The sequence below is a fragment of the Actinophytocola sp. genome, assembly GCF_009379765.1.
In the GTDB taxonomy this organism is placed as follows: Bacteria; Actinomycetota; Actinomycetes; order Mycobacteriales; family Pseudonocardiaceae; genus Actinophytocola.
In genome coordinates, this window is record NZ_WHTD01000066.1 from 1 (window position 1) to 17,455 (window position 17,455).

Below are 17,455 nucleotides of genomic sequence, written 5' to 3' on the forward strand. Positions count from 1 at the left end.
CGCGCCGGAAGTTCATCACTTGTCTCGCCGGCCCAGCTTCCTGCTGGCGGCGTTGCCGGTCCGCCCGAGTACAACCCGGTACGAGGACGAACCGGCGCCTTGCCAGCAGAAACCTGGATCCGCCGAGATAAGCAACAGACTCCCGGCGCGGGACACTAGGAGCATGCGCGCACGAGTGGCGGTTGCGGCAGCAGTGGCTGGCGGTCGGCACGTTCTTCGTCGTCCGGGCCGTGACCGAGCCCGCGGCCGCCGTACCGCCGCCGATCATGCCGACCGCGTCCGTGCCGGGCGAGCTGCGCATCCCGGACGGCTTCCTGCTCGGCGACGCGCGGTCCGCGCGGCCGGTCGCCGACCAGGGCCTGCGCTGGGAATGTGCCGAGGGCCCGAACCTGCCGACCCTGGTGAGCCCGTGCGGCGGCGCGCTACCGACCCGACGCGGGCGCGGGTGGCCGGCCGGCAGGTGGCGCTGGTCGCGGACAACCGGTGGAAGCTCGAACGGGTCAGCGTCTACCGTGACACCGGCGCGGCCCGCCGGGCGATGGCCGACACCCGCGCCGCGCTCACCGACTGCGCGAGCCGCACGCGGGACGGGGTCACCACGGTCTGGCGGTTCGAACCGCTGGACATCGGCGAGGAGGCCGTGTTCGTGGCCGGCCAACGGGTCCAGGGCGACGAGGGGCTCCCGGGCCACCACCGCGGCGGCATCGCGCGCCAGGGCCGCACGCTCGTGACGTACGTCGACTTCGGCCAGGCCCGCACGCTCGCCGACCGCGGCGAGGTCACCGGCTACGAGCTCGCCGCCGCGACGTTGGCCGGCAGGCTGCGAGCCGCCGCGTGGAACTGACTCAGTGCCAGTCGTAGGTCACCGCCGTCCGCAGCACCAGGTCCTGCACCGACCGGCGCTCCGCGCTCACCGCCGTCCACAGTAGACCGATCGGCAGCACGGCACAGAACAGCGCGCGCAGCAACGCCTTCCCGAACGGCAGCCGCCGCCCGCGCCGGTCGACCACCCGCAGCCCCAGCACCAGGTCGCCGTACGTCCGGCCGGTCGCGGTCCAGCTCTTGGCCAGGTAGCCGACGAGCACCGCGCCGGCGACCGCGACGACCACCACCCGGGGCGGGGCAGGGAACCGGAACGACACCGGGTCGACCACGAACACCACCCCCGCGAGGCCCAGGTAACCGAGGCCGAGCAGGGCGAACAGCACACGAAGTCGATCGCCCCGGCGAGCAGCCTGCTGACGACACCCGCCGACCGCCCCTGGACGTGAGAGGTCACCGGCGCAGCACCCGGTCGAACCACCGCCCCACCGCCTCGTCCGCCTGGCCGGCCTGCAGCCGGACGTCGTGCACGCTCTCCGCGGCCAGCGATCCGGTGGACTCCCGGATGATCGTGGGGAGGTCCATGCCGCGGGCGAGCGCCGGGAGGTCGAGCAGGTCGAGCACGTCCGCGACCACCACCGGCACCACCTTCCGGTAGAGCCGCTCAGCCGAGGCGAGGGCGGCCTGCCGCTGCCGGAAGCCGGTCTCCGCCAGCAACCGCAACCGCCGGCTCGGCCAGTTCTCCGGCCGCGGCGCCGGGGCGACCACGCGCGCGACGGCACCGCCGGCCGGCAGTCCCGTTCGGACCCCGATGACCGCGAGTGCCAGCACCGCGTCGGCGGCCTGGGGTCGGGTCTCTGTTCGTTCTGCCGCTGGTTGTTCTGCCACGAGCCGATCCTCTCGGTGCTCGGGCGCCGCCGGCTCACGCCGAAGAGGTGAGATCAGCGGTGTGGGATGGGCAGGTGCGGGTCGGTCAGCCGCGCAGGTTGGTCAGGCCCCGCCGGACCCGATCGAGGAGCTCCAGGTCCGGCCGGTCGTCCGGGCCGGTCGGCGTGCTGTGCACGTCGATGAGCCCGAGCCCGGCCATGTCGTCGAGCAGCACCCGGACCACGCCGATCGGCAGCGACATCAGCGCGCCGATCTCGGCGACCGACATCGAGCGCCGGCACAGCCGCGCCACCACCTGGTGCTCGCTGCGCAGCGTGTCGAGCAGGTCCTCGGCCCGCGCCGTGGTCGACACCAGCGTCTCGATCTCGAACCGCCAGTTCGCCCGCGTCCGCCCGGCGGTCCAGGCGTAGGCGCGGACGGCCGAGGAGACCTCCTCACCCGGCACGTGGACGGGCGGCGGCAGCGGGCGGCCGCTCGCGTAGGGCAGCGGTTGCGGATCGGGTTGCCGCTTGGCCGCCCGGCCGCCGCCGCTGCGCGTGATCCCGTTGAGTACGTCGGCGTAGGTCAGCTCCGTGGGTTCGGGACCGTCATCGACACCCATGGCAACCACCGCCGACTCAGCTCGCGGCCAGCGCGGCTCGCAGCTGTGGCGTCAGAAGCTGGCCGACCTGGTCGACCAGCACGGTCATCTCGTACGCCACCTGCGAGATGTCGCAGTCGTGCGAGGCCAGCACGGCCAGGCACGACCCGTCCTTGATGGAGGTGAGCAGCAGCGCGCCCTGGTCCATCTCCACGACGGTCCGCACCACCTGGTCGGCGCCCAGGCATTTCGCCGCGCCCAGGTTGAGGGAGACGATGCCCGCGGAGATCGCGGACATCTGCTCGGCCCGGTCGACCGGCAGCCGCTCGGAGGAGGTGAGCAGCAGCCCGTCCACGGACACCACGACGGCGTGGGCCACCCCGGGGACGCTGTCGGCGAAGTTGTTGACCAGCCAGCCGAACTGCCCAACCTGATGGGTCTCGTCGGCGTTGCGGGCGACCGTCATGGTCTTGGTTCCCCCTTTCTGCTCTCACCATCGCGAATGCCTGCCTGAAAGTTGCTCAGGAACCCGCGTGTCTTTGCGGCGTCCCGCTGAACCGCGGGTGCCGGCTGCTCCCGCACGGGAGTCGCGAGCAGCTGACCCTTCGGGACCCGCTTGGGCAGTGCGTCGGGACCGGTGGTCTGTTCCTGCATGGCCTGCTCCTGCCCGGGTTGAGCTACGGCTGCTGTCACCGGCGGCGCCGACATGGCGGCGTGCCGGACCGCGGCCGCCGGCCTCTGGAGCCAGGTGAACCCGGCCGGCACCAGCGCCTTCGGAACGGGGGTGGCCTCGCCCGGGGCCGGCTTGTGCGCGGTGAAAAGGATCGACGCGGGCGTGCTGGCCGCAGGGAGGACCGGCAGCCGCACGAAGATCCCCGCCGACTCGAGCCGGACGGCGACCCCGGCCGGCTCGGCCATCCGCGGCGCGACCGCGGCCATGGCCGGCTCGCCGGTCCGCGGCCCGGGCAGCGCGCTGCCGTCGGTCACGACCAGGTCCGCGGGCACGAGGATCGACGCGCACAGTCCGCCCTCCGCGCGCACCATCAGGCGCACGTGCATGCTGTGCCGCGTCGTCAGCCTGCCCACCACGAACAGGCCCATCTGGCGGGAGATCGGCACGTCGACCCCGCCGCCCGCGGCGACGCGGTGGTTCGCCTCGTTGAGCTCCGCGTCGGCCATCCCCACGCCCTGGTCGAGGATGTCGACCAGCACGGCGCCGTTGTCGAGCAGCCGGCTCATGATCACGACCTCGCTGTCCGGCGGGGAGAACGCGGTGGCGTTCTCGATCAGCTCGGACACCGACCGGATCAGGTCGCCGGCGGCGAAGCCGATGATCTTGGACGGCGGGGCGGTCCGGATGACCGCACGCTCGTAGTGCTCCACCTCGGACACCGCCGCGCGCAGCACGTCGGACACCGGCAGCGGCTCGGTGAACCGGCGGCCGAGCACGGTGCCGGACAGGACCATGAGGTTCTCGTTGTTGCGCCGCATGCGGGTCGCGAGGTGGTCGATCTTGAACAGGTCGCCCAGCTGGTCGGGGTCGTCGGTCTTCTGCTCCAACTGCTCCATCAGCCGAAGCTGCCGTTCCACCAGGCCCTGGCTGCGCCGGGACAGGTTCATGAAGATGCTGCTCAGGTTGCTGCGCAGGCTCGCCTCCTCGGCCGCCGAGCGCACCGCCTGGCCGTTCACCGCGTCGAACGCCCTGGCGAGCTGGCCGAACTCCTCGGTGGTGTGCAAGGGAACCGGGTCGATCGCGACCCGGGCCGCCTCACCCGCCCGGATGCTCGCCACCGCGGCGGGCAGCCGGTTCGACGCCACGTCCAACGCGGTGCGGCGCAGCAACCCGACCGAGCGCAGCAGGTACCGGCCGAGCACACCGCCGATGCCGGCCGCGAGCAGGACCATCGTGAGCAGCAGGACCGACGCCACGCCCGCGCGGTTGCCGGCGGAGTCGGCGAGCCGGGAGGAGTTGGCCCGCAGCCCGGCCGCGCCCTGCCCGGTGACGTCGCCGTACAGCGCGGTGGTGGCGTCGGACGTGGCGTTCCACTCGTCGAGCGTGAACCCCGGCGCCGGGCCCGGGGTGCGGGCGGCGAGCACGAGCAGCCGACGCTCGGCGACATCGGGGCCGGTCACGGTGTTCTCGTAGCGGTCGAGCAGGTCCCGTGGCGCCACCGCGCGGAAGTCGCGGACGTTGTCGTCGAGCCGGACGTCCGCCTCGATGATCAGCTGCCGCTCCGACTCCGACAGCGCGTTGTCGCGCATGCCCGTGAGCCCGACCGCCTGCTGCAGGCTGACCTGCTCACGGGCCTGCTGCAGCTCGTTGAGCGCGATCGAGCGGCTGGTCAGGTCCTCGTCGGGGAAGCGTCCGACCAGCGCGCGGTCGAACTCCAGCACCGCGCCCGTCACCGCGTTGTAGGAGCTGAGCACGACGGGCCCGCCCACCCCGGCGGCCACCTGCCCGCGAGCGTAGGGCAGCAGGTCGAGCGCGCCGATCACGTTGCGGTAGCGCTGCGTCGCGTTGTCGCCGAGGTTCGCGTCTGCCGGATCAGCCCGGTCGCCGTGGTGAGCGTCGAGTCGGTGACCGCGGCAACCGGTTTCATGTCGGGGCGCTGGCGCATCGCCTCGTTGCGCTCGTCCTGGATGGACGTCAGCACGCCGACGAGCTGCACACGCACGTTGGCGATGCGCTCGATGCCGGCGTAGGAGTCGGCCAGCGTGACGTCGGCCTGTACCCGCAGCACGCCGAGCACCAGGGCGCCGACGACGGGCACGACCAGCACCGCGCTCAGCTTGACGAGCAGTGGCCAGTTGCGCCATTGCACCGCGGTGGACCACCACGCACCGCGACGGCCGGCTGAGTCGGGCGAACCCTCGCCGACCGAGTTCACGAGATGCACCTCACGCGATCTCCTCCAGGCGTGCCCGGCCGGTACGACAATTGTGTCCAGTAAACTTAGGGACGCGGTGACAATGTGTACAAGACCTGATTACGCCACCGGTTGAGCACGCTCTGTTGCGAACCCGTGGGATGGCGAACTAATCGCACGATACCGCAAGATCCGGTTATTTTCGAACCGGCGTGCTCTTGACTCCGCCGCGACGATGGTTACGCTTTCGACGCTGTGCCTGCCGGTGGCCCGACCGGCGCCCTCGAAATCGTCGCGAACGGGAGCTGTGATGACCGGAATGTCGCCCTCTACGCGCGCACCCGAAATTAGGGACCTACACCGCATTCGAGCCGGGTCCGGGTGGGCATATCGGTGACGACGGGGTGAATCCGGACTTCGCGGCGATCCGCGCCGACCCGGAGTTCATCGCCGTTCAGCGGCGGCTGCTCAGGTTCGTTTTCCCGGCGAGCGTGCTGTTCCTCGCCTGGTACATGACCTACGTATTGTTGGCCGCGTACGCGCCGGAGTTCATGGGATATCGGATGTTCGGCAGCGTGACGGTCGGGCTGCTGCTCGGCCTGTCCCAGTTCGTGACCACCGTCGTGATCATGCTGCTGTACACGCGGTTCATGCGCCGAAGAGTAGATCCGCAGGTCACGGCCCTGCGGGAGCAGGCAGGCGCACGCCGGTGACGACGTTCGCGCACGGCTCCGCCGTCTCGGTCGCCGCCTCCGGCACGGGTGAGCCGGTCCTCAATGTCAGCATCTTCCTCCTCATCGTCTCGGTGACCCTGTACGTCGTGTACCGGGTCAGCAGCCGGAACACCACGACGGCCGACTATTACGCGGCCGGCAGCGCTTTTTCCGGCGTGCAGAACGGCGTCGCACTGTCCGGTGACTACCTTTCCGCGGCGTCCTTTCTCGGCATCGCCGGCGCGATCGCGGTGCAGGGATATGACGGGTTCCTTTTCTCCATCGGATTTCTCGTCGCCTGGCTGATCCCGCTGTTGCTCATCGCCGAGCGGGTCCGCAACGTCGGCCGGTTCACGATGGGCGACGTGCTCAGCTTTCGGATGCGGCAGCGACCGGTACGAGCCGCCGCCGCGAACGCGACGTTGGTGATCTCGGCGTTCTACCTGCTCGCGCAGATGGCCGGCGCCGGCGTACTGGTCGCATTGTTGTTGGACATTCGGTCCACCGGCGGCCAGGCACTGGTGATCGTCGGCGTCGGCGCGATCATGATCTTCTACGTGCTCGTCGGCGGCATGAAGGGCACCACCTGGGTGCAGATCATCAAAGCCAGTCTGCTGCTCATCTGCGTGGTCATGATGAGCGTGTTCATCCTGGGCAAGTTCGGCTTCGACCTCACCAACCTGCTCGACCAGGCGGCGCGCAACAACGCGCTCGGCGACGCGGTGCTCCAACCCGGTGCCCAGTACGGGAAGACGGGGACGACCAAGCTCGACTTCGTGTCGCTGGCACTGGCGCTCGTGCTCGGCACCGGCGCGCTGCCGCACGTGCTGATGCGCTTCTACACGGTGCCCGACGCGTTCCAGGCGCGCCGCTCGGTGGTCTCGGCGACCTGGGCGATGGTGGCGTTCTACCTGGCGACGCTCGTCATCGGCTACGGCGCGAGCGCGATCGTCGGGTCGGACGCGATCCTGTCCGCGCCGGGCGCGGAGAACTCGGCGGTGCCGTTGCTGGCGTTCGCGATCGGCGGCTCGGCCTTGTTCGCGATTGTCGCCGCGGTGGCGTTCACGACGATCCTGGCCGTGGTCGCGGGACTGACGCTGACCGCGTCCGCGTCGTTCGCGCACGACGTGTACGCCAATGTGCTCAAGCACGGTCGGCCGAAGCCGGGTGCGGAGGTGCGGGTCGCTCGGATGACCGCGGTGGTGATCGGCTGCCTGTCGATCCTCGGCGGCATCCTCGCGATCGGGCAGAACGTCGCGTCGCTGGTGGCGCTGGCGTTCGCGGTGGCCGCGTCCGCGAACCTGCCGACGATCCTCTACACCCTGTTCTGGCGGCGGTTCAACAACACCGGCTCGCTGCTGTCGATCTACGGCGGGCTCGGGTCCTGCCTGCTGCTGATCGTGTTCTCGCCGGTGTTCTCCGGCGCGAGCACGTCGATCATCAAGGGCGTGGACTTCCACCTGTTCCCGCTCCACAACCCGGGAATCGTGTCGATCCCGCTGTCGTTCCTGCTGGGCTACCTCGGCACGGTGCTCGGCCGCGACCGCGCGGACGGCCCCCGTTCCGACGAGCTCGAGGTCCGCTCCGTCACCGGCATCGGCGCAACCTGACCTGTTCCCCACCAGAACCCGCGAGTCCAACCCCCAGGACCCGCGAGTCCCCGGTTCCAGCACACACCATGAGGTCGTCGTTCGTCCGGAACGTTGGACTCGCGGGTCGCGAGCGTTGGACTCGCGACTTGGCTGGGGGCTCGCCGGGCGTTCGACCCGTGTCCGGTCTCGCAACCGACCCGGCGCGCTTGACGGTGCGTTGCCGGGTGCTGCCCGTGCGTCGCCGGCTAAGGGTGATCCCTGAGCAAGTCCGGGGATTGCCCCGGATCTCGGCGGCCCGGCCATGCCCCAACCTTGGGACATAGACCGAACGTGGCATACATCCAGAGGGGTAAGGAAGACATGGGCAAGCCGTTGTTAACCGTGCGGATCGCCAGATGGAGCGCGGAACACCCGTGGCGGGCGATCGGCGCGTGGGTTCTGTTCGTGGCGATCTGCGTCGGCGCGGGGACCTTCGCGGGGACGAAGCAGGCCGACTTCGACGACAATCCGAAGGGCGAGCTCGCCACCTACCAGAGCATCGTCGACGAGTCCGGGTTCGACCACCCGGCGACCGAGAACGTCCTCATCTCCGCCCGCGAGGGCGACCTCGACGAGAACCGCGCGATGGCGGCGGCCGCCGACGTCCGTTCCGGGATGGACGCGCTGTCCGGCGTCGGCCCGGTCAGCGAGCCGGTGCCGTCGCCGAAGGGCACCGCGGTACTGGTCAACGTGGAGCTGACGGGGGAGGCGGACTCCGCGGAGGAGCGCGTGCAGCCGCTGCTCGACACGACCGCGTCGGTGCAGGAGCGATACCCGGACCTGCGGATCGAGCAGGTCGGCGGCGCGTCGCTGGACAAGGCGCTGAACGCGACGTTGGGGGAGGACTTCCAGAAGGCCGAGCTGATCAGCGTCCCGGTCACGTTGCTGATCATGCTCGTGGTGTTCGGCGCGCTGATCGCCGCCGGCGTGCCGGTGCTGCTCGCCATGTCCGCGGTGGGTACCGCGCTCGGGCTGTCGGCCCTGGTGTCACACCTGATCCCGGCCACGGACAACACCAGCAGCATGATCCTGCTGATCGGCATGGCGGTCGGCGTGGACTACTCGCTGTTCTACATCCGGCGAGAACGTGAGGAACGCGCGAAGGGCGCGGGGCACGTCGACGCGGTCGAGATCGCCGCGGCGACCTCCGGGCACGCGATCGTGGTCTCGGGCATCGCGGTGACGGTCGCGATGGCGGGCATGTTCGTGGTCAACGACCTGGTGTTCTCCTCGATCGCCGTCGGCACGATCCTCGTGGTGCTCGCCGCGATGATCGGCTCGATCACCGTGCTGCCGGCGCTGCTCGCGAAGCTCGGCCGGTGGATCGACAAGCCGCGGATCCCGTTGCTGTGGCGCCTGTCCATGCGGAACAAGGGCGAGCCGCGGTTCTGGCGCGCGGTGCTGCGGCCGAGCCTGCGCCGGCCCAAGACCACGCTGGTGGTCTCCGGCGGCATCCTGGTCGCGCTCGCGATCCCGGCGTTCGGCATGACGCTCAACGCGCCGTCCGAGGCCGACCTGCCGCGCAGCATCCCGATCATGCAGTCCTACGACCGGATGACCGAGGCGTTCCCGAGCAAGGGCGCGTCGCACGAGATCGCCATCCGGGTCCCGGCCGACCAGGTGCCCGCCGCCCGGACCGCCGTGGACGACCTGCTGTCGCGCATCGCGGCCGACGACGAGTTCGCCCAGGACCAGCCGCCGGAGGTCGACGAGGCGGCGGGCGGCCGGATCTTCCTCGTGTCGGCCGGCATCCCGTACGACGGCGGTTCCGCCGAGGCGGACCGGTCGCTCGAGCAGCTGCGCACGGTGCTGCTCCCGCAGACCGTCGGGAAGGTCGCGGGCGCCGAGTTCGGGGTGAGCGGCGAGACGGCCGGGGAGAACGACTTCGTCGGCTCGATGAACGACGCGCTGCCGTGGGTGATCGGGTTCGTGCTGCTGCTGACGTTCCTGGTGATGTTGTGGGCGTTCCGGGCGCCGGTGATCGCGTTGAGCGCGATCGGGCTGAACCTGCTCTCCGCGGGCGCGGCGTACGGCGTGCTGGTGCTCGTGTTCCAGCACACCTGGGCCGAGGGTCTGCTCGGGTTCACCTCGACGGGCGGGATCACCGCCTGGCTGCCGGTGATCCTGTTCGTGACGCTGTTCGGGCTGTCGATGGACTACCACGTGTTCGTGGTGTCGCGGATCCGGGAGTCGGCCCTGTCCGGGCTGTCCAACCGGGACGCGGTGGCCGCGGGCATCACCCGGTCGGCAGGCGTGGTCACGAGCGCGGCGGCGGTCATGATCGGCGTGTTCTCGATCTTCGGCACGCTGAGCACGATCGACATGAAGCAGCTGGGCGTCGGCCTGGCCACGGCGATCCTGCTGGACGCCACGCTCATCCGGGCGGTGGTCCTGCCCGCGCTGATGACCGTGCTGGGCTCGTCGAACTGGTGGGCGCCGCGCTGGCTGCGGGGCCGCTCGTCGGCCACGTCGCCCGCCGAGCCGAGGGTGCTCGAGCCGGTCGGCTGAGCCGTCCGGTCGGCGCAGGTACCGCACGCCCTTCCTGGCGTGCGGTACCTGCTGGCGGAACGTCAGTTTGGTTCACCGCTGCGGGCCGGCGCGGTGGCGACCGCCGTCTTGCCGGACAGGGTGTCGCCGCACACCACGACGAGCGGAGGCAGCCGCTCCGATCGCGCACGGTCATTGCGCACCATGCCCCCTTTCGCCGGGCGTCGCGGGTGCGCGGCTCCTGGACCCCGCAAGCCGGCCGCACCGTTCCAGCGCGGCTCCGGGGCGCCGCTTGGGAAGGTCAGTGGCGGGCCTGGCGATCACGATCGGCCGGAACCGAGACGTCGGCGGGGTGGTCAACGTCGTGGACTCGTGTCCCGCGCCGTCACGCTGCCGATGCGTGGCCACGGTCGCCGCGCTCCACTCGGTCGGGCCCGAACCGCTCGGCGAGGCGAGTCGCGGCACGGGTCCGTCGGCGTTCCCGCAGGGCGTCGGACACCAGCCAGCAGACCGCCCAACCGATGAAGGTCAGGAACGGCGACGAGGCCAGCAGGACGACCCACAGCTTGTCCATGTCTCACCGCACCTCCTCGCGTTGTGGTTCGCCCAGGACCAGCCGCTCGTACGGGATGCCGTCCCCGTACACGGCCATGACTCTGCAGATCACGTTGATCCGCCCGGCGCGCACGGGGTCGATTCCGTTGACGGCGTTGCATTCCCGGGTGAGCCGCCCGATGGACCAGTTGTGGTTTCGGAGCCACTCGCGGATGAGCTCCCGGTTCAGCTTGGGCACAGCGACTCCAGCGGGATGAGGGCGCAGTCGCGCAGCTCGCGGACGAGCTTGCTTGCCACGACCCAGCGGCTGGCCGGGTCCTCGTAGGCGACGTTGGTGTGCTCCACCGGCTCCGGCGACACCGTGCCGGTGGTGCGGTACACGAGGCCGTGAACGCCCGCGATCGGGTGCTCGCGAGCGCGCACCGCGACTGCTCCCTTGCGCAGCGCGGGGCACATCCGACTCGCCACCCGGACGCACGGCAGGCACACCGGGGGTTCGTTGACCCCCATCCGTTCCGGCCAGCTCGGCCAGCCGTCCCGGAGATCGCTGAGCAGCCACAGGACGCCGTCCTCGGCGCGGTCGGCCGGGCCGCCGCAGACGTTGCACAGCAACTGCCGCATGGCGCGCCGCTGCCGCAACGGGTGCACGATCGCGAACCGCGGCTCGCCATGCCCTTGGCGGACCAGGCTGCGCACCCAGAGCACCCCGTGGCGGTCGCGGTCGTAGACCGTCTCGTCCAGATACCCGATGCCCGAGCGGCGCTCGACGACCGTGGGACGCTCGGCCCGCTCCGCGCTCCACGACGTGATGTAGGGCGTGAAGGGCCGCAACGCGGCGACATTGACGTGCTGCTCGGCGCGCGAATGTGCGGTCGCCATGTCAGCTCATGTCCGGACGTCGGTGCGGCACGCACGAGGAGTGGCGGCGGAGCGCACCCAGCTCTCGGCGGGCAATACGTGCCCGGATCGCGGCCGCGACGGCCGTCACGTCATCGGCCAGCGCACGCTCATCCGCTGTGCTGAGCGGCGCCGCGCGACCGGCGTCGGCGTCGAGAAAGCGCAGCACGTAGCGAGCGAGCCGGGTGTTGACCTCGGCCATCTCGGCCATGAGCACGCTGTCCTGATGGGCGACGTCATCCGGCGGCGGGATGTGGTCCATGACGACTCCAGTGGGCGGTAGGTGACCCGCACCCCGCGCGTCCTCCTGCGAGAGCGATGCGCGGGGCCGGGCCGCCGGCCGTGTAGGATGCACTGCATCATCGCCGACAGAGGAAACGTTACTAGAGGAAACGTTTCCGTACATGTGCCCGAACGGGTGATGTTCACCTGCGGACGATCATGTGCGCGGGCACACTGAGTAACCCGACCCCACCGATCACGCCGCAACGCGGAGGACTCATGGCCGCACGCCCAGGACCGACCCTGCGACGTCGCAAGCTCGTCAAGGAGCTGACCGCGGCACGGACCGCAGCTGGGATGAGCATTCGCCAACTCGCCGCCGAGATCGATCTCCAACCCGGGACCCTGAGCAAGATCGAGGGCGGCAAGCAAGGTCTCACTGTTCGCAACATCAAGGCCATCGGCCGCGCCTCCGGCCTGAGCAAGGCCAAGATCGACCAGTTGGTGCTCCTGGCCGCGGACGACGACAACAACAGCGACTGGCTCGTCGAGTTCCGCGAGGACATCCCGGAGTGGTTCGAGCTGTACCCGAAACTCGAACAGGACGCGGACGAGATCTGGAGCTACGGCTCCGAGCTGCCGCATGGCCTCGTCCAGACTCCCGCGTTCGCCGAGGTACTGGCACGGATCACGTTCCCCGACCTCGCCGATGAGCAACGGCGCCGATCCGTCGACCTACGCACGGCCAGACAAGCGATCCTCGAACAAGAGCATCCGACGGGTTTGAAGATCGTCCTCAACGAGGCGGTGATCCGCCGCCCGATCGGCGACGAGGAAGTGATGCGCGAGCAGCTACGGCACCTCTTGAGCCTCTCGGAGCGACCGAACATCGACATCCAAGTCCTGCCGTTCAGTGCGGGCGCGCACCCCGGGATGAAGACAGGCTTCAACTTGCTCCGGTTCCCGGAGGGCTTCGACGACATGGACTGCGTGTACCTCGAGAACGCGAACGGCAGCGTCTGGCAGGAGCGACCCGAGGACGTGGCCCACTACTCGGACGTGTTCACCAGGCTCCAGGTCCAGGCACTTTCAGGTGACGAGACGCGCGATCTGCTGGGTAGCCTGACGTAGTTCCTGCGAGAGCGTAGAGAGGAGTGCACCATGGGCGCTGCGGACCTGGTGTTCAAGAAGTCGAGCTACAGCGGCGGCAACGGAGAGTGCGTCGAGGTGGCGTTCGCCGGAGCCATCCGGGACAGCAAGAACCCCGACGGTCCGTCGATCCGAGTCCAGCTCGACGCGCTCGTCGACAGCGTCAAGTCCGGCCGGCTCGATCACTGATCATCCGCATCGCGGCCCGCGGCCTCGCCCGGTTCGGGCGGGGCCGCGGTCACGGTTCTAGCCTCGTCGCGTGCGACTGCGGACCGAGCTGGACTCGCTCGTCGCTCGGGTCGGGCTCGCCTCCCGCTATCCCTTCGCGAGGATCTCGCGCAGGGCGGCGTTGAACTCGGCCGGCTTCTCGAGGTGCGGGCTGTGGCCGGCGTCGGCGATGACGACCTCGTCGTAGGTGCCGCCCTCGGCCGCGTAGCGGTCCAGCACCGCGCGGGTCTGGGCCAGCATCGGCTGCGGCGGGTGGGTCGCGGCGCCGGGCCAGTCCGGCAGGGCTCCCAACGCGCCCAGGTTCGCCAGGTCGAACATCGACGCGTCGGAGACGATCTGGTCGTCGGCCCCGCGGATCCAGCGGATCGGTGGCTTCGGGGTGATCGTGTGCAGGTCGTCCAGCCGGAAGTGGTTGGGCGCCATCGTGTTGAGGACCCCGCTGCGGCCCGGCGCCACGCCCGGCCAGCCCTCGGCCGGCGTCAGGTCGCCCGGGTAGTGGTCGTCGCCGATGCGGGTGCTCAGCATCGACTCGACGAACATGTCCGCGTGCTCCGGCTCGAACGGCGGCTTCACGTAGAAGGTCAGCAGCACCCGCCGTGGCGACAGCGCCGAGTCCGCCGACCGGTCGCCTTCCCGCAGCAGCCGCACGAAGTCGGGGTTGGCCGCACCGCCGCCGGACCCGGTGCCCGCCGCGTCGATCAGCTCGCCGGACTCGCCCCGGGTGCCGCCGAACCCGTACGGCGACACCGGGTTCATCAGCGTCACCGTACGCACCAGCGCCGGGTGGTCGCGCAGCAGCTGCAGCACGACCCCGCCACCCATGCTCCAGCCGACCAGGTGCACCGGACCGAGTCCCAGCGCGTCGACGGTGGCGGTCACGTCGTCGGCGTAGTCCCGCACGCCCCGGGTCGCGTCGACGGGCAGCGGGTCGCTGTCGCCGAACCCGCGCAGGTCGACCGCCAGCGGCCGGTACCCGGCGGGCAGGTCCAGCATCGTCTGCTGCCAGAACAAGCTGGAGGAGACGTTGCCGTGCACGAACACCACGGGGGTGCCGGTCCGCCCGTCGACCTCGAGGACGTGCACGGTGAGCCGGTCGGTCGGCACGGCGCGGGCGGTGATCCCGGCGAGCAGCTGCGGCATGGTTCGGATCCTTTCAGGCCAGCCAGCCCGCCACGGTCGACATGACCGCGGTCGCCCAGCCGAGTTGGAGATGGTTCGCCGAGGCCACCAGGCTGGTGGCGCCGACCGTGGTGACGCCGGTTGTGTCCAGCGCGCTCGCGACGAACACCACGCCGTCGCTGGGACCGCGGGTCTCGTTCCAGATGCCGACGATCGTGGGCGAGCCGCCGGCGAGCAGGTACACCGGCACGCTGGCGGGGGTCGGCGCGGACCGGATCGCCGCGATCAGCGAGCCGGCGTCGATCGCGGCCTGGATGCCAGGGCCGTTGGTGTAGAAGCCCTGCCCGCCGTAGTAGGTGGTGTACCAGTCCTGGGCGGTGGTGTTCACCCCGTACACGCCGTCCCACCGGGCGAGCATCTGCCGCTGGCCGGGATAGGTGTCGTAGCCGCCGGTTGGGGTGATCGACAGCTCCGGGTGGTAGGTGTACTGCCCGAAGCAGGTCATCCGGGTGTGCGGGCTCGGCGCGTTGACCGCGCCGCCGCACTCCGGCCAGATCGAGAAGTCGTGCGCCCAACCGTGCGCGAACGGGTAGTCGTAACCGCCGTTGGGCCCGCCGAGCGTGATGAGCTTCCGCACGTCACCGGCGTAGGACCGGCCCCACGACGGCTTGACCGACGCCACGTACATCCGCGCGGACATCATGCCCTTGCTCCAGCCGACCACGTCGACCTCGCTCACCCCGAGCCGGGACTTGATGACCGCGATCGCGTCGCCGACCTGCTGCGCCTGCTGGAGGTTGTCGCCCTGCTTGTGCGCGAAGCCGATCGCGAACACCCGGTGGCCGCGCGAGCTGAGGTACTGCATCAGCCCGGTCGACGGGCAGGACGTCGACCCGCAGCCGAAGCCGCCGGACTCGTTCGGGTTGGCCCACGCGCGGTCGGGGTTGTCGTTGGCGCCGTGCACGAGCAGGACCGGCGTGGGCTTGCTCCCCGTGTCCCAGCCCGGGGCCGAGTAGAGCAGGAACCGCGACGACGACGGTTTGGCCACGTTGCCGAAGAAGGTGCGCCGCTGCCCGTCCTGGTCGCCGCGGCCGTCCGGCGGGTACTGCTCGTCGTGGAAGCCGGCCGTGGTGTCGCGGTAGCGGTCCACTTGGGACCATCCGTTCGCGACCGTGCCGTAGGTGGCTTCCTTGACGAGGTAGGCGGGATCGGCGGTGCTCACCGCGGGGACGAGCACGCCGGCCGCGACCGTGGCGACGGTCAGGGCGGCGGCGAGAGGTCTGCGCATCCTGTCCTTCTCAGCTGAGCTCCGCGACGACCGCCGTCACGCCGGGGTCGCCGAAGAGGATCGTGTAGTGGTTGGTGCCCGGGACCGTCTTCAACGCGAGCCCGGCGAGCTGGTCGGGGTCGGGGTACAGCGGCGTCGGCTGGTCGAACATGCCGCGCTCGGCCCGCAGGAACGGGGTGTTCGCCGGCAGGGCCGCGAACGCCGCGCGGGCGGCCGCGCCGGTGTGCAGGTCGACGAAGTCGGTGCGCATGGCCTCCTCGGACACCTTGCTGCGCAGCTGGTCGCCCTCGCCGGTGAGGTCGTAGTCCACATAGGCCTCGATGGCCGGCGACCAGTCGGCGAACGCGGGGTGCGCGCGCCAGAAGTCGCGGTAAGCCTCCTTGGTGGGGAAGCGCATCCGGAGCCGCCGCGCGGCGGGGCCGAGAGCCTCGTCCGGGTCACCGTCCGGCGCGGGCAGCGGCGGGCCGCCGTCGACGAGGACGAGCTTCCGCACGCGGTCGGGACGGCGGTGGGTGAGCACGGCGGCCACGAACCCACCCATGGAGTGCCCGACGACCGTGGCCCGCTCGATGCCGAGCGCGTCGAGGGCGGCGACGCAGTCCTCGGCGTGCGCGACCATCCCGAACGGCCCCGGCAGCGTGCCGCTCCCGCCCCGGCCGCGGAGGTCGGGCGCGACGACCGGCCCGCCGAGGCGGCGCGCGACCTCGACCCACGCCATGCTCGACGCGGTGATCCCGTGGACAGCCAGGACCGGCGCTCCGGCGGCGAGGTCACCCCAGACCGCGACCGTGAGCTCACCACCGGTCACGGGGACGCGGACGTGGGACGGGTTGGCGGGCACGAGCCACCTCCGCGGGCGCAGCGCTGGGAACCGGATCGTCGCCAATGCGCGTCCCATCGGCAAGGTGGCCGCCCACCACGTCGCCCTCGCCGGCCATGTGCGCCGCCCACACACGGCGTATTTCCAGCAATTTTCGATAAATGATTGACGGCGCGCCGGGACGTAGGACATTATTGATCGGAACAACAATGAAGGGATTGTCATGACGAGCATGTGGATGCGAGAGTCGCAGGGCCGATCCGGCGCTGTGGCCGCTGCCGCGTGCCTGTGGCAGGCCCACCTCCACGAATATGCGCGGCGGTCGCTTTGCGGCTCGGGCTCCCCGCCGTGACCTGCGTCTAAGGTCATGACCTGGGAGCCGCCCATCGGGAAACCGATCCGGGCGGCTCTTCTGTTTCGTGTGCAATTTTAATTGGCGAATCGGCGAGCTTCGGAAGCGGCGCGGCCTCCAAAACCGCGGCCAGGGGGTTCGACTCCTCCCGCCGGTGCATTTCCGCGCGCAATTCTTTGGGGCGTGCGTGTTGGTTGACAACTCCACAGCGGAGCAGACATTCCGTCCGCCTCGTCGCTGCCCCCGTGGCGCGGCCGGGCGGACACGGTGGAGACGGGCTGCGGAGCCCGACCCGGCTGTAACCCGGGCGCCGACCAGGCACAGGTGGTTCGACTCCACCCTCCACCACTAGGCCATGTCTCGCGGATCTTGGATCGTGGTATTCGCGCCCAGTTGTCCCCTGGCCGCGTTGTCGGAAGGCCCGAATACAACCTGGTATGCGCGGCCTTCCGCCGCCTTGCCAGGCGCCAGCTGGGTCACGAATCCCATCGACCAAGACCCACGAGACACGACCTAATGCCCTGTAGCTCAGGAGGACAGAGCGCGCCGCTACGAACGGCGAGGTCCCGGGTTCGAGTCCTGGCAGGGCAGCGGTGCCGTGGGTACCCATGGCACACCGGGTGCGAGGGAGGCGGCAACCCATCCGCTTCGGGCGCGGAAGAGACCGCGTTCGACTCGCGGGCGCCCGACTGTCGCCAAGGCGCGTTGGTCCAGTGGGACGGACACCGGCTTCTCACGCCGGAGACACCGGTTCGACCCCGGTACGCGTCGCTTACCTGAAGGAGTTGGAGGGGCTGCGGAGGTTTCCGGAGATCGGCCGGGAGGAGTTCCGGTTCT

At 70.5% G+C, this 17,455-nt stretch carries 18 protein-coding genes and 2 tRNA genes; 8 read left to right on the forward strand and 12 right to left on the reverse strand.

Features of this window, described 5'->3' with window-relative positions; translation table 11 throughout:
* Window positions 1–409: 409 nt before the first annotated feature.
* Complete coding sequence (locus GEV28_RS20615; protein WP_291413738.1) at window positions 410–844, forward strand: hypothetical protein; 435 nt, start codon at window positions 410–412, stop codon at window positions 842–844.
* 1 nt (window position 845) lies between these two features.
* Here GEV28_RS20615 and GEV28_RS20620 read toward each other — a convergent pair whose 3' ends face one another.
* From GEV28_RS20620 to GEV28_RS20640, 5 genes are all read right to left on the reverse strand, one after another.
* Window positions 846–1,208 carry an RDD family protein gene (locus GEV28_RS20620; protein ID WP_291413739.1) on the reverse strand — a complete coding sequence of 121 codons (363 nt, stop codon included), beginning with the start codon at window positions 1,206–1,208 and terminating at the stop codon, window positions 846–848.
* Between the two features lie 67 nt (window positions 1,209–1,275).
* Window positions 1,276–1,710, reverse strand: a complete 435-nt coding sequence (locus GEV28_RS20625) for a hypothetical protein (RefSeq protein WP_291413740.1) — start codon at window positions 1,708–1,710, stop codon at window positions 1,276–1,278.
* 85 nt (window positions 1,711–1,795) lie between these two features.
* Window positions 1,796–2,311, reverse strand: a complete 516-nt coding sequence (locus tag GEV28_RS20630) for a DUF742 domain-containing protein (protein ID WP_291413741.1) — start codon at window positions 2,309–2,311, stop codon at window positions 1,796–1,798.
* 16 nt (window positions 2,312–2,327) lie between these two features.
* On the reverse strand, window positions 2,328–2,756 hold the full coding sequence (locus tag GEV28_RS20635; protein WP_291413742.1) for a roadblock/LC7 domain-containing protein: 429 nt from the start codon (window positions 2,754–2,756) through the stop codon (window positions 2,328–2,330).
* A complete protein-coding gene (locus tag GEV28_RS20640) occupies window positions 2,753–5,107 on the reverse strand; it encodes a nitrate- and nitrite sensing domain-containing protein (RefSeq protein ID WP_291413743.1) in 2,355 nt (784 codons plus the stop codon). The genes GEV28_RS20635 and GEV28_RS20640 overlap by 4 nt, the downstream gene beginning before the upstream one ends.
* A 454-nt stretch (window positions 5,108–5,561) precedes the next feature.
* Between GEV28_RS20640 and GEV28_RS20645 the strand changes: the two genes are divergently transcribed.
* From GEV28_RS20645 to GEV28_RS20655, 3 genes are all read left to right on the forward strand, one after another.
* Window positions 5,562–5,870, forward strand: a complete 309-nt coding sequence (locus tag GEV28_RS20645) for a DUF485 domain-containing protein (RefSeq protein ID WP_291413744.1) — start codon at window positions 5,562–5,564, stop codon at window positions 5,868–5,870.
* Window positions 5,867–7,480, forward strand: a complete 1,614-nt coding sequence (locus GEV28_RS20650; protein WP_291413745.1) for a cation acetate symporter — start codon at window positions 5,867–5,869, stop codon at window positions 7,478–7,480. Before GEV28_RS20645 ends, GEV28_RS20650 begins: the two co-directional genes overlap by 4 nt.
* A gap of 312 nt (window positions 7,481–7,792) precedes the next feature.
* The gene (locus GEV28_RS20655; RefSeq protein WP_291413746.1) at window positions 7,793–10,009 is read left to right on the forward strand and encodes an MMPL family transporter; all 2,217 of its coding nucleotides are present in this window, start codon (window positions 7,793–7,795) and stop codon (window positions 10,007–10,009) included.
* Between the two features lie 364 nt (window positions 10,010–10,373).
* On the opposite strand, the gene GEV28_RS20660 is transcribed toward GEV28_RS20655, so the two are convergent.
* From GEV28_RS20660 to GEV28_RS20675, 4 genes are read right to left on the reverse strand one after another with little or no spacing between them, the layout of a single operon-like run.
* Window positions 10,374–10,562: a hypothetical protein gene (locus tag GEV28_RS20660; protein ID WP_291413747.1), complete on the reverse strand. Its 189-nt coding sequence runs from the start codon at window positions 10,560–10,562 to the stop codon at window positions 10,374–10,376.
* Window positions 10,563–10,565: 3 nt separating this feature from the next.
* Window positions 10,566–10,781 (reverse strand): hypothetical protein, encoded by a 216-nt coding sequence (locus GEV28_RS20665; protein ID WP_291413748.1) that lies wholly within the window; start codon window positions 10,779–10,781, stop codon window positions 10,566–10,568.
* Window positions 10,769–11,422 carry a hypothetical protein gene (locus tag GEV28_RS20670; protein WP_291413749.1) on the reverse strand — a complete coding sequence of 218 codons (654 nt, stop codon included), beginning with the start codon at window positions 11,420–11,422 and terminating at the stop codon, window positions 10,769–10,771. Before GEV28_RS20670 ends, GEV28_RS20665 begins: the two co-directional genes overlap by 13 nt.
* Before the next feature lies 1 nt (window position 11,423).
* Window positions 11,424–11,702, reverse strand: coding sequence for a hypothetical protein (locus GEV28_RS20675; RefSeq protein WP_291413750.1), 279 nt, complete (start codon window positions 11,700–11,702; stop codon window positions 11,424–11,426).
* A 239-nt stretch (window positions 11,703–11,941) separates the two neighbouring features.
* Here GEV28_RS20675 and GEV28_RS20680 point away from each other — a divergent pair, with 239 nt between their 5' ends.
* Together GEV28_RS20680 and GEV28_RS20685 are read left to right on the forward strand one after the other, a co-directional pair.
* Window positions 11,942–12,793, forward strand: coding sequence for a helix-turn-helix transcriptional regulator (locus tag GEV28_RS20680; protein ID WP_291413751.1), 852 nt, complete (start codon window positions 11,942–11,944; stop codon window positions 12,791–12,793).
* Window positions 12,794–12,823: 30 nt separating this feature from the next.
* Window positions 12,824–13,000, forward strand: coding sequence for a DUF397 domain-containing protein (locus GEV28_RS20685; protein WP_291413752.1), 177 nt, complete (start codon window positions 12,824–12,826; stop codon window positions 12,998–13,000).
* A 126-nt stretch (window positions 13,001–13,126) separates the two neighbouring features.
* On the opposite strand, the gene GEV28_RS20690 is transcribed toward GEV28_RS20685, so the two are convergent.
* From GEV28_RS20690 to GEV28_RS20700, 3 genes are read right to left on the reverse strand one after another with little or no spacing between them, the layout of a single operon-like run.
* On the reverse strand, window positions 13,127–14,179 hold the full coding sequence (locus GEV28_RS20690) for an alpha/beta hydrolase (RefSeq protein WP_291413753.1): 1,053 nt from the start codon (window positions 14,177–14,179) through the stop codon (window positions 13,127–13,129).
* A 13-nt stretch (window positions 14,180–14,192) separates the two neighbouring features.
* On the reverse strand, window positions 14,193–15,446 hold the full coding sequence (locus tag GEV28_RS20695) for a triacylglycerol lipase (RefSeq protein ID WP_291413754.1): 1,254 nt from the start codon (window positions 15,444–15,446) through the stop codon (window positions 14,193–14,195).
* A 10-nt stretch (window positions 15,447–15,456) separates the two neighbouring features.
* Window positions 15,457–16,344, reverse strand: a complete 888-nt coding sequence (locus GEV28_RS20700; RefSeq protein ID WP_291413755.1) for an alpha/beta fold hydrolase — start codon at window positions 16,342–16,344, stop codon at window positions 15,457–15,459.
* 791 nt (window positions 16,345–17,135) lie between these two features.
* Between GEV28_RS20700 and GEV28_RS20705 the strand changes: the two genes are divergently transcribed.
* Together GEV28_RS20705 and GEV28_RS20710 are read left to right on the forward strand one after the other, a co-directional pair.
* Window positions 17,136–17,209: transfer RNA gene (locus tag GEV28_RS20705), tRNA-Arg, on the forward strand.
* Window positions 17,210–17,317: 108 nt separating this feature from the next.
* A tRNA-Glu gene (locus tag GEV28_RS20710) sits at window positions 17,318–17,389 on the forward strand.
* The last annotated feature ends 66 nt before the right edge of the window (window positions 17,390–17,455 follow it).

Coding starts and splice junctions, on each gene's coding strand:
- GEV28_RS20675 (WP_291413750.1), bottom strand. CDS start 11,702: ATGGACCACATCCCGCCGCCGGATGACGTCGCCCATCAGGACAGCGTG.
- GEV28_RS20640 (WP_291413743.1), bottom strand. CDS start 5,107: ATGGCGCAACTGGCCACTGCTCGTCAAGCTGAGCGCGGTGCTGGTCGT.
- GEV28_RS20690 (WP_291413753.1), bottom strand. CDS start 14,179: ATGCCGCAGCTGCTCGCCGGGATCACCGCCCGCGCCGTGCCGACCGAC.
- GEV28_RS20685 (WP_291413752.1), top strand. CDS start 12,824: ATGGGCGCTGCGGACCTGGTGTTCAAGAAGTCGAGCTACAGCGGCGGC.
- GEV28_RS20700 (WP_291413755.1), bottom strand. CDS start 16,344: ATGGGACGCGCATTGGCGACGATCCGGTTCCCAGCGCTGCGCCCGCGG.
- GEV28_RS20695 (WP_291413754.1), bottom strand. CDS start 15,446: ATGCGCAGACCTCTCGCCGCCGCCCTGACCGTCGCCACGGTCGCGGCC.
- GEV28_RS20670 (WP_291413749.1), bottom strand. CDS start 11,422: ATGGCGACCGCACATTCGCGCGCCGAGCAGCACGTCAATGTCGCCGCG.
- GEV28_RS20635 (WP_291413742.1), bottom strand. CDS start 2,756: ATGACGGTCGCCCGCAACGCCGACGAGACCCATCAGGTTGGGCAGTTC.
- GEV28_RS20680 (WP_291413751.1), top strand. CDS start 11,942: ATGGCCGCACGCCCAGGACCGACCCTGCGACGTCGCAAGCTCGTCAAG.
- GEV28_RS20660 (WP_291413747.1), bottom strand. CDS start 10,562: ATGGACAAGCTGTGGGTCGTCCTGCTGGCCTCGTCGCCGTTCCTGACC.
- GEV28_RS20630 (WP_291413741.1), bottom strand. CDS start 2,311: ATGGGTGTCGATGACGGTCCCGAACCCACGGAGCTGACCTACGCCGAC.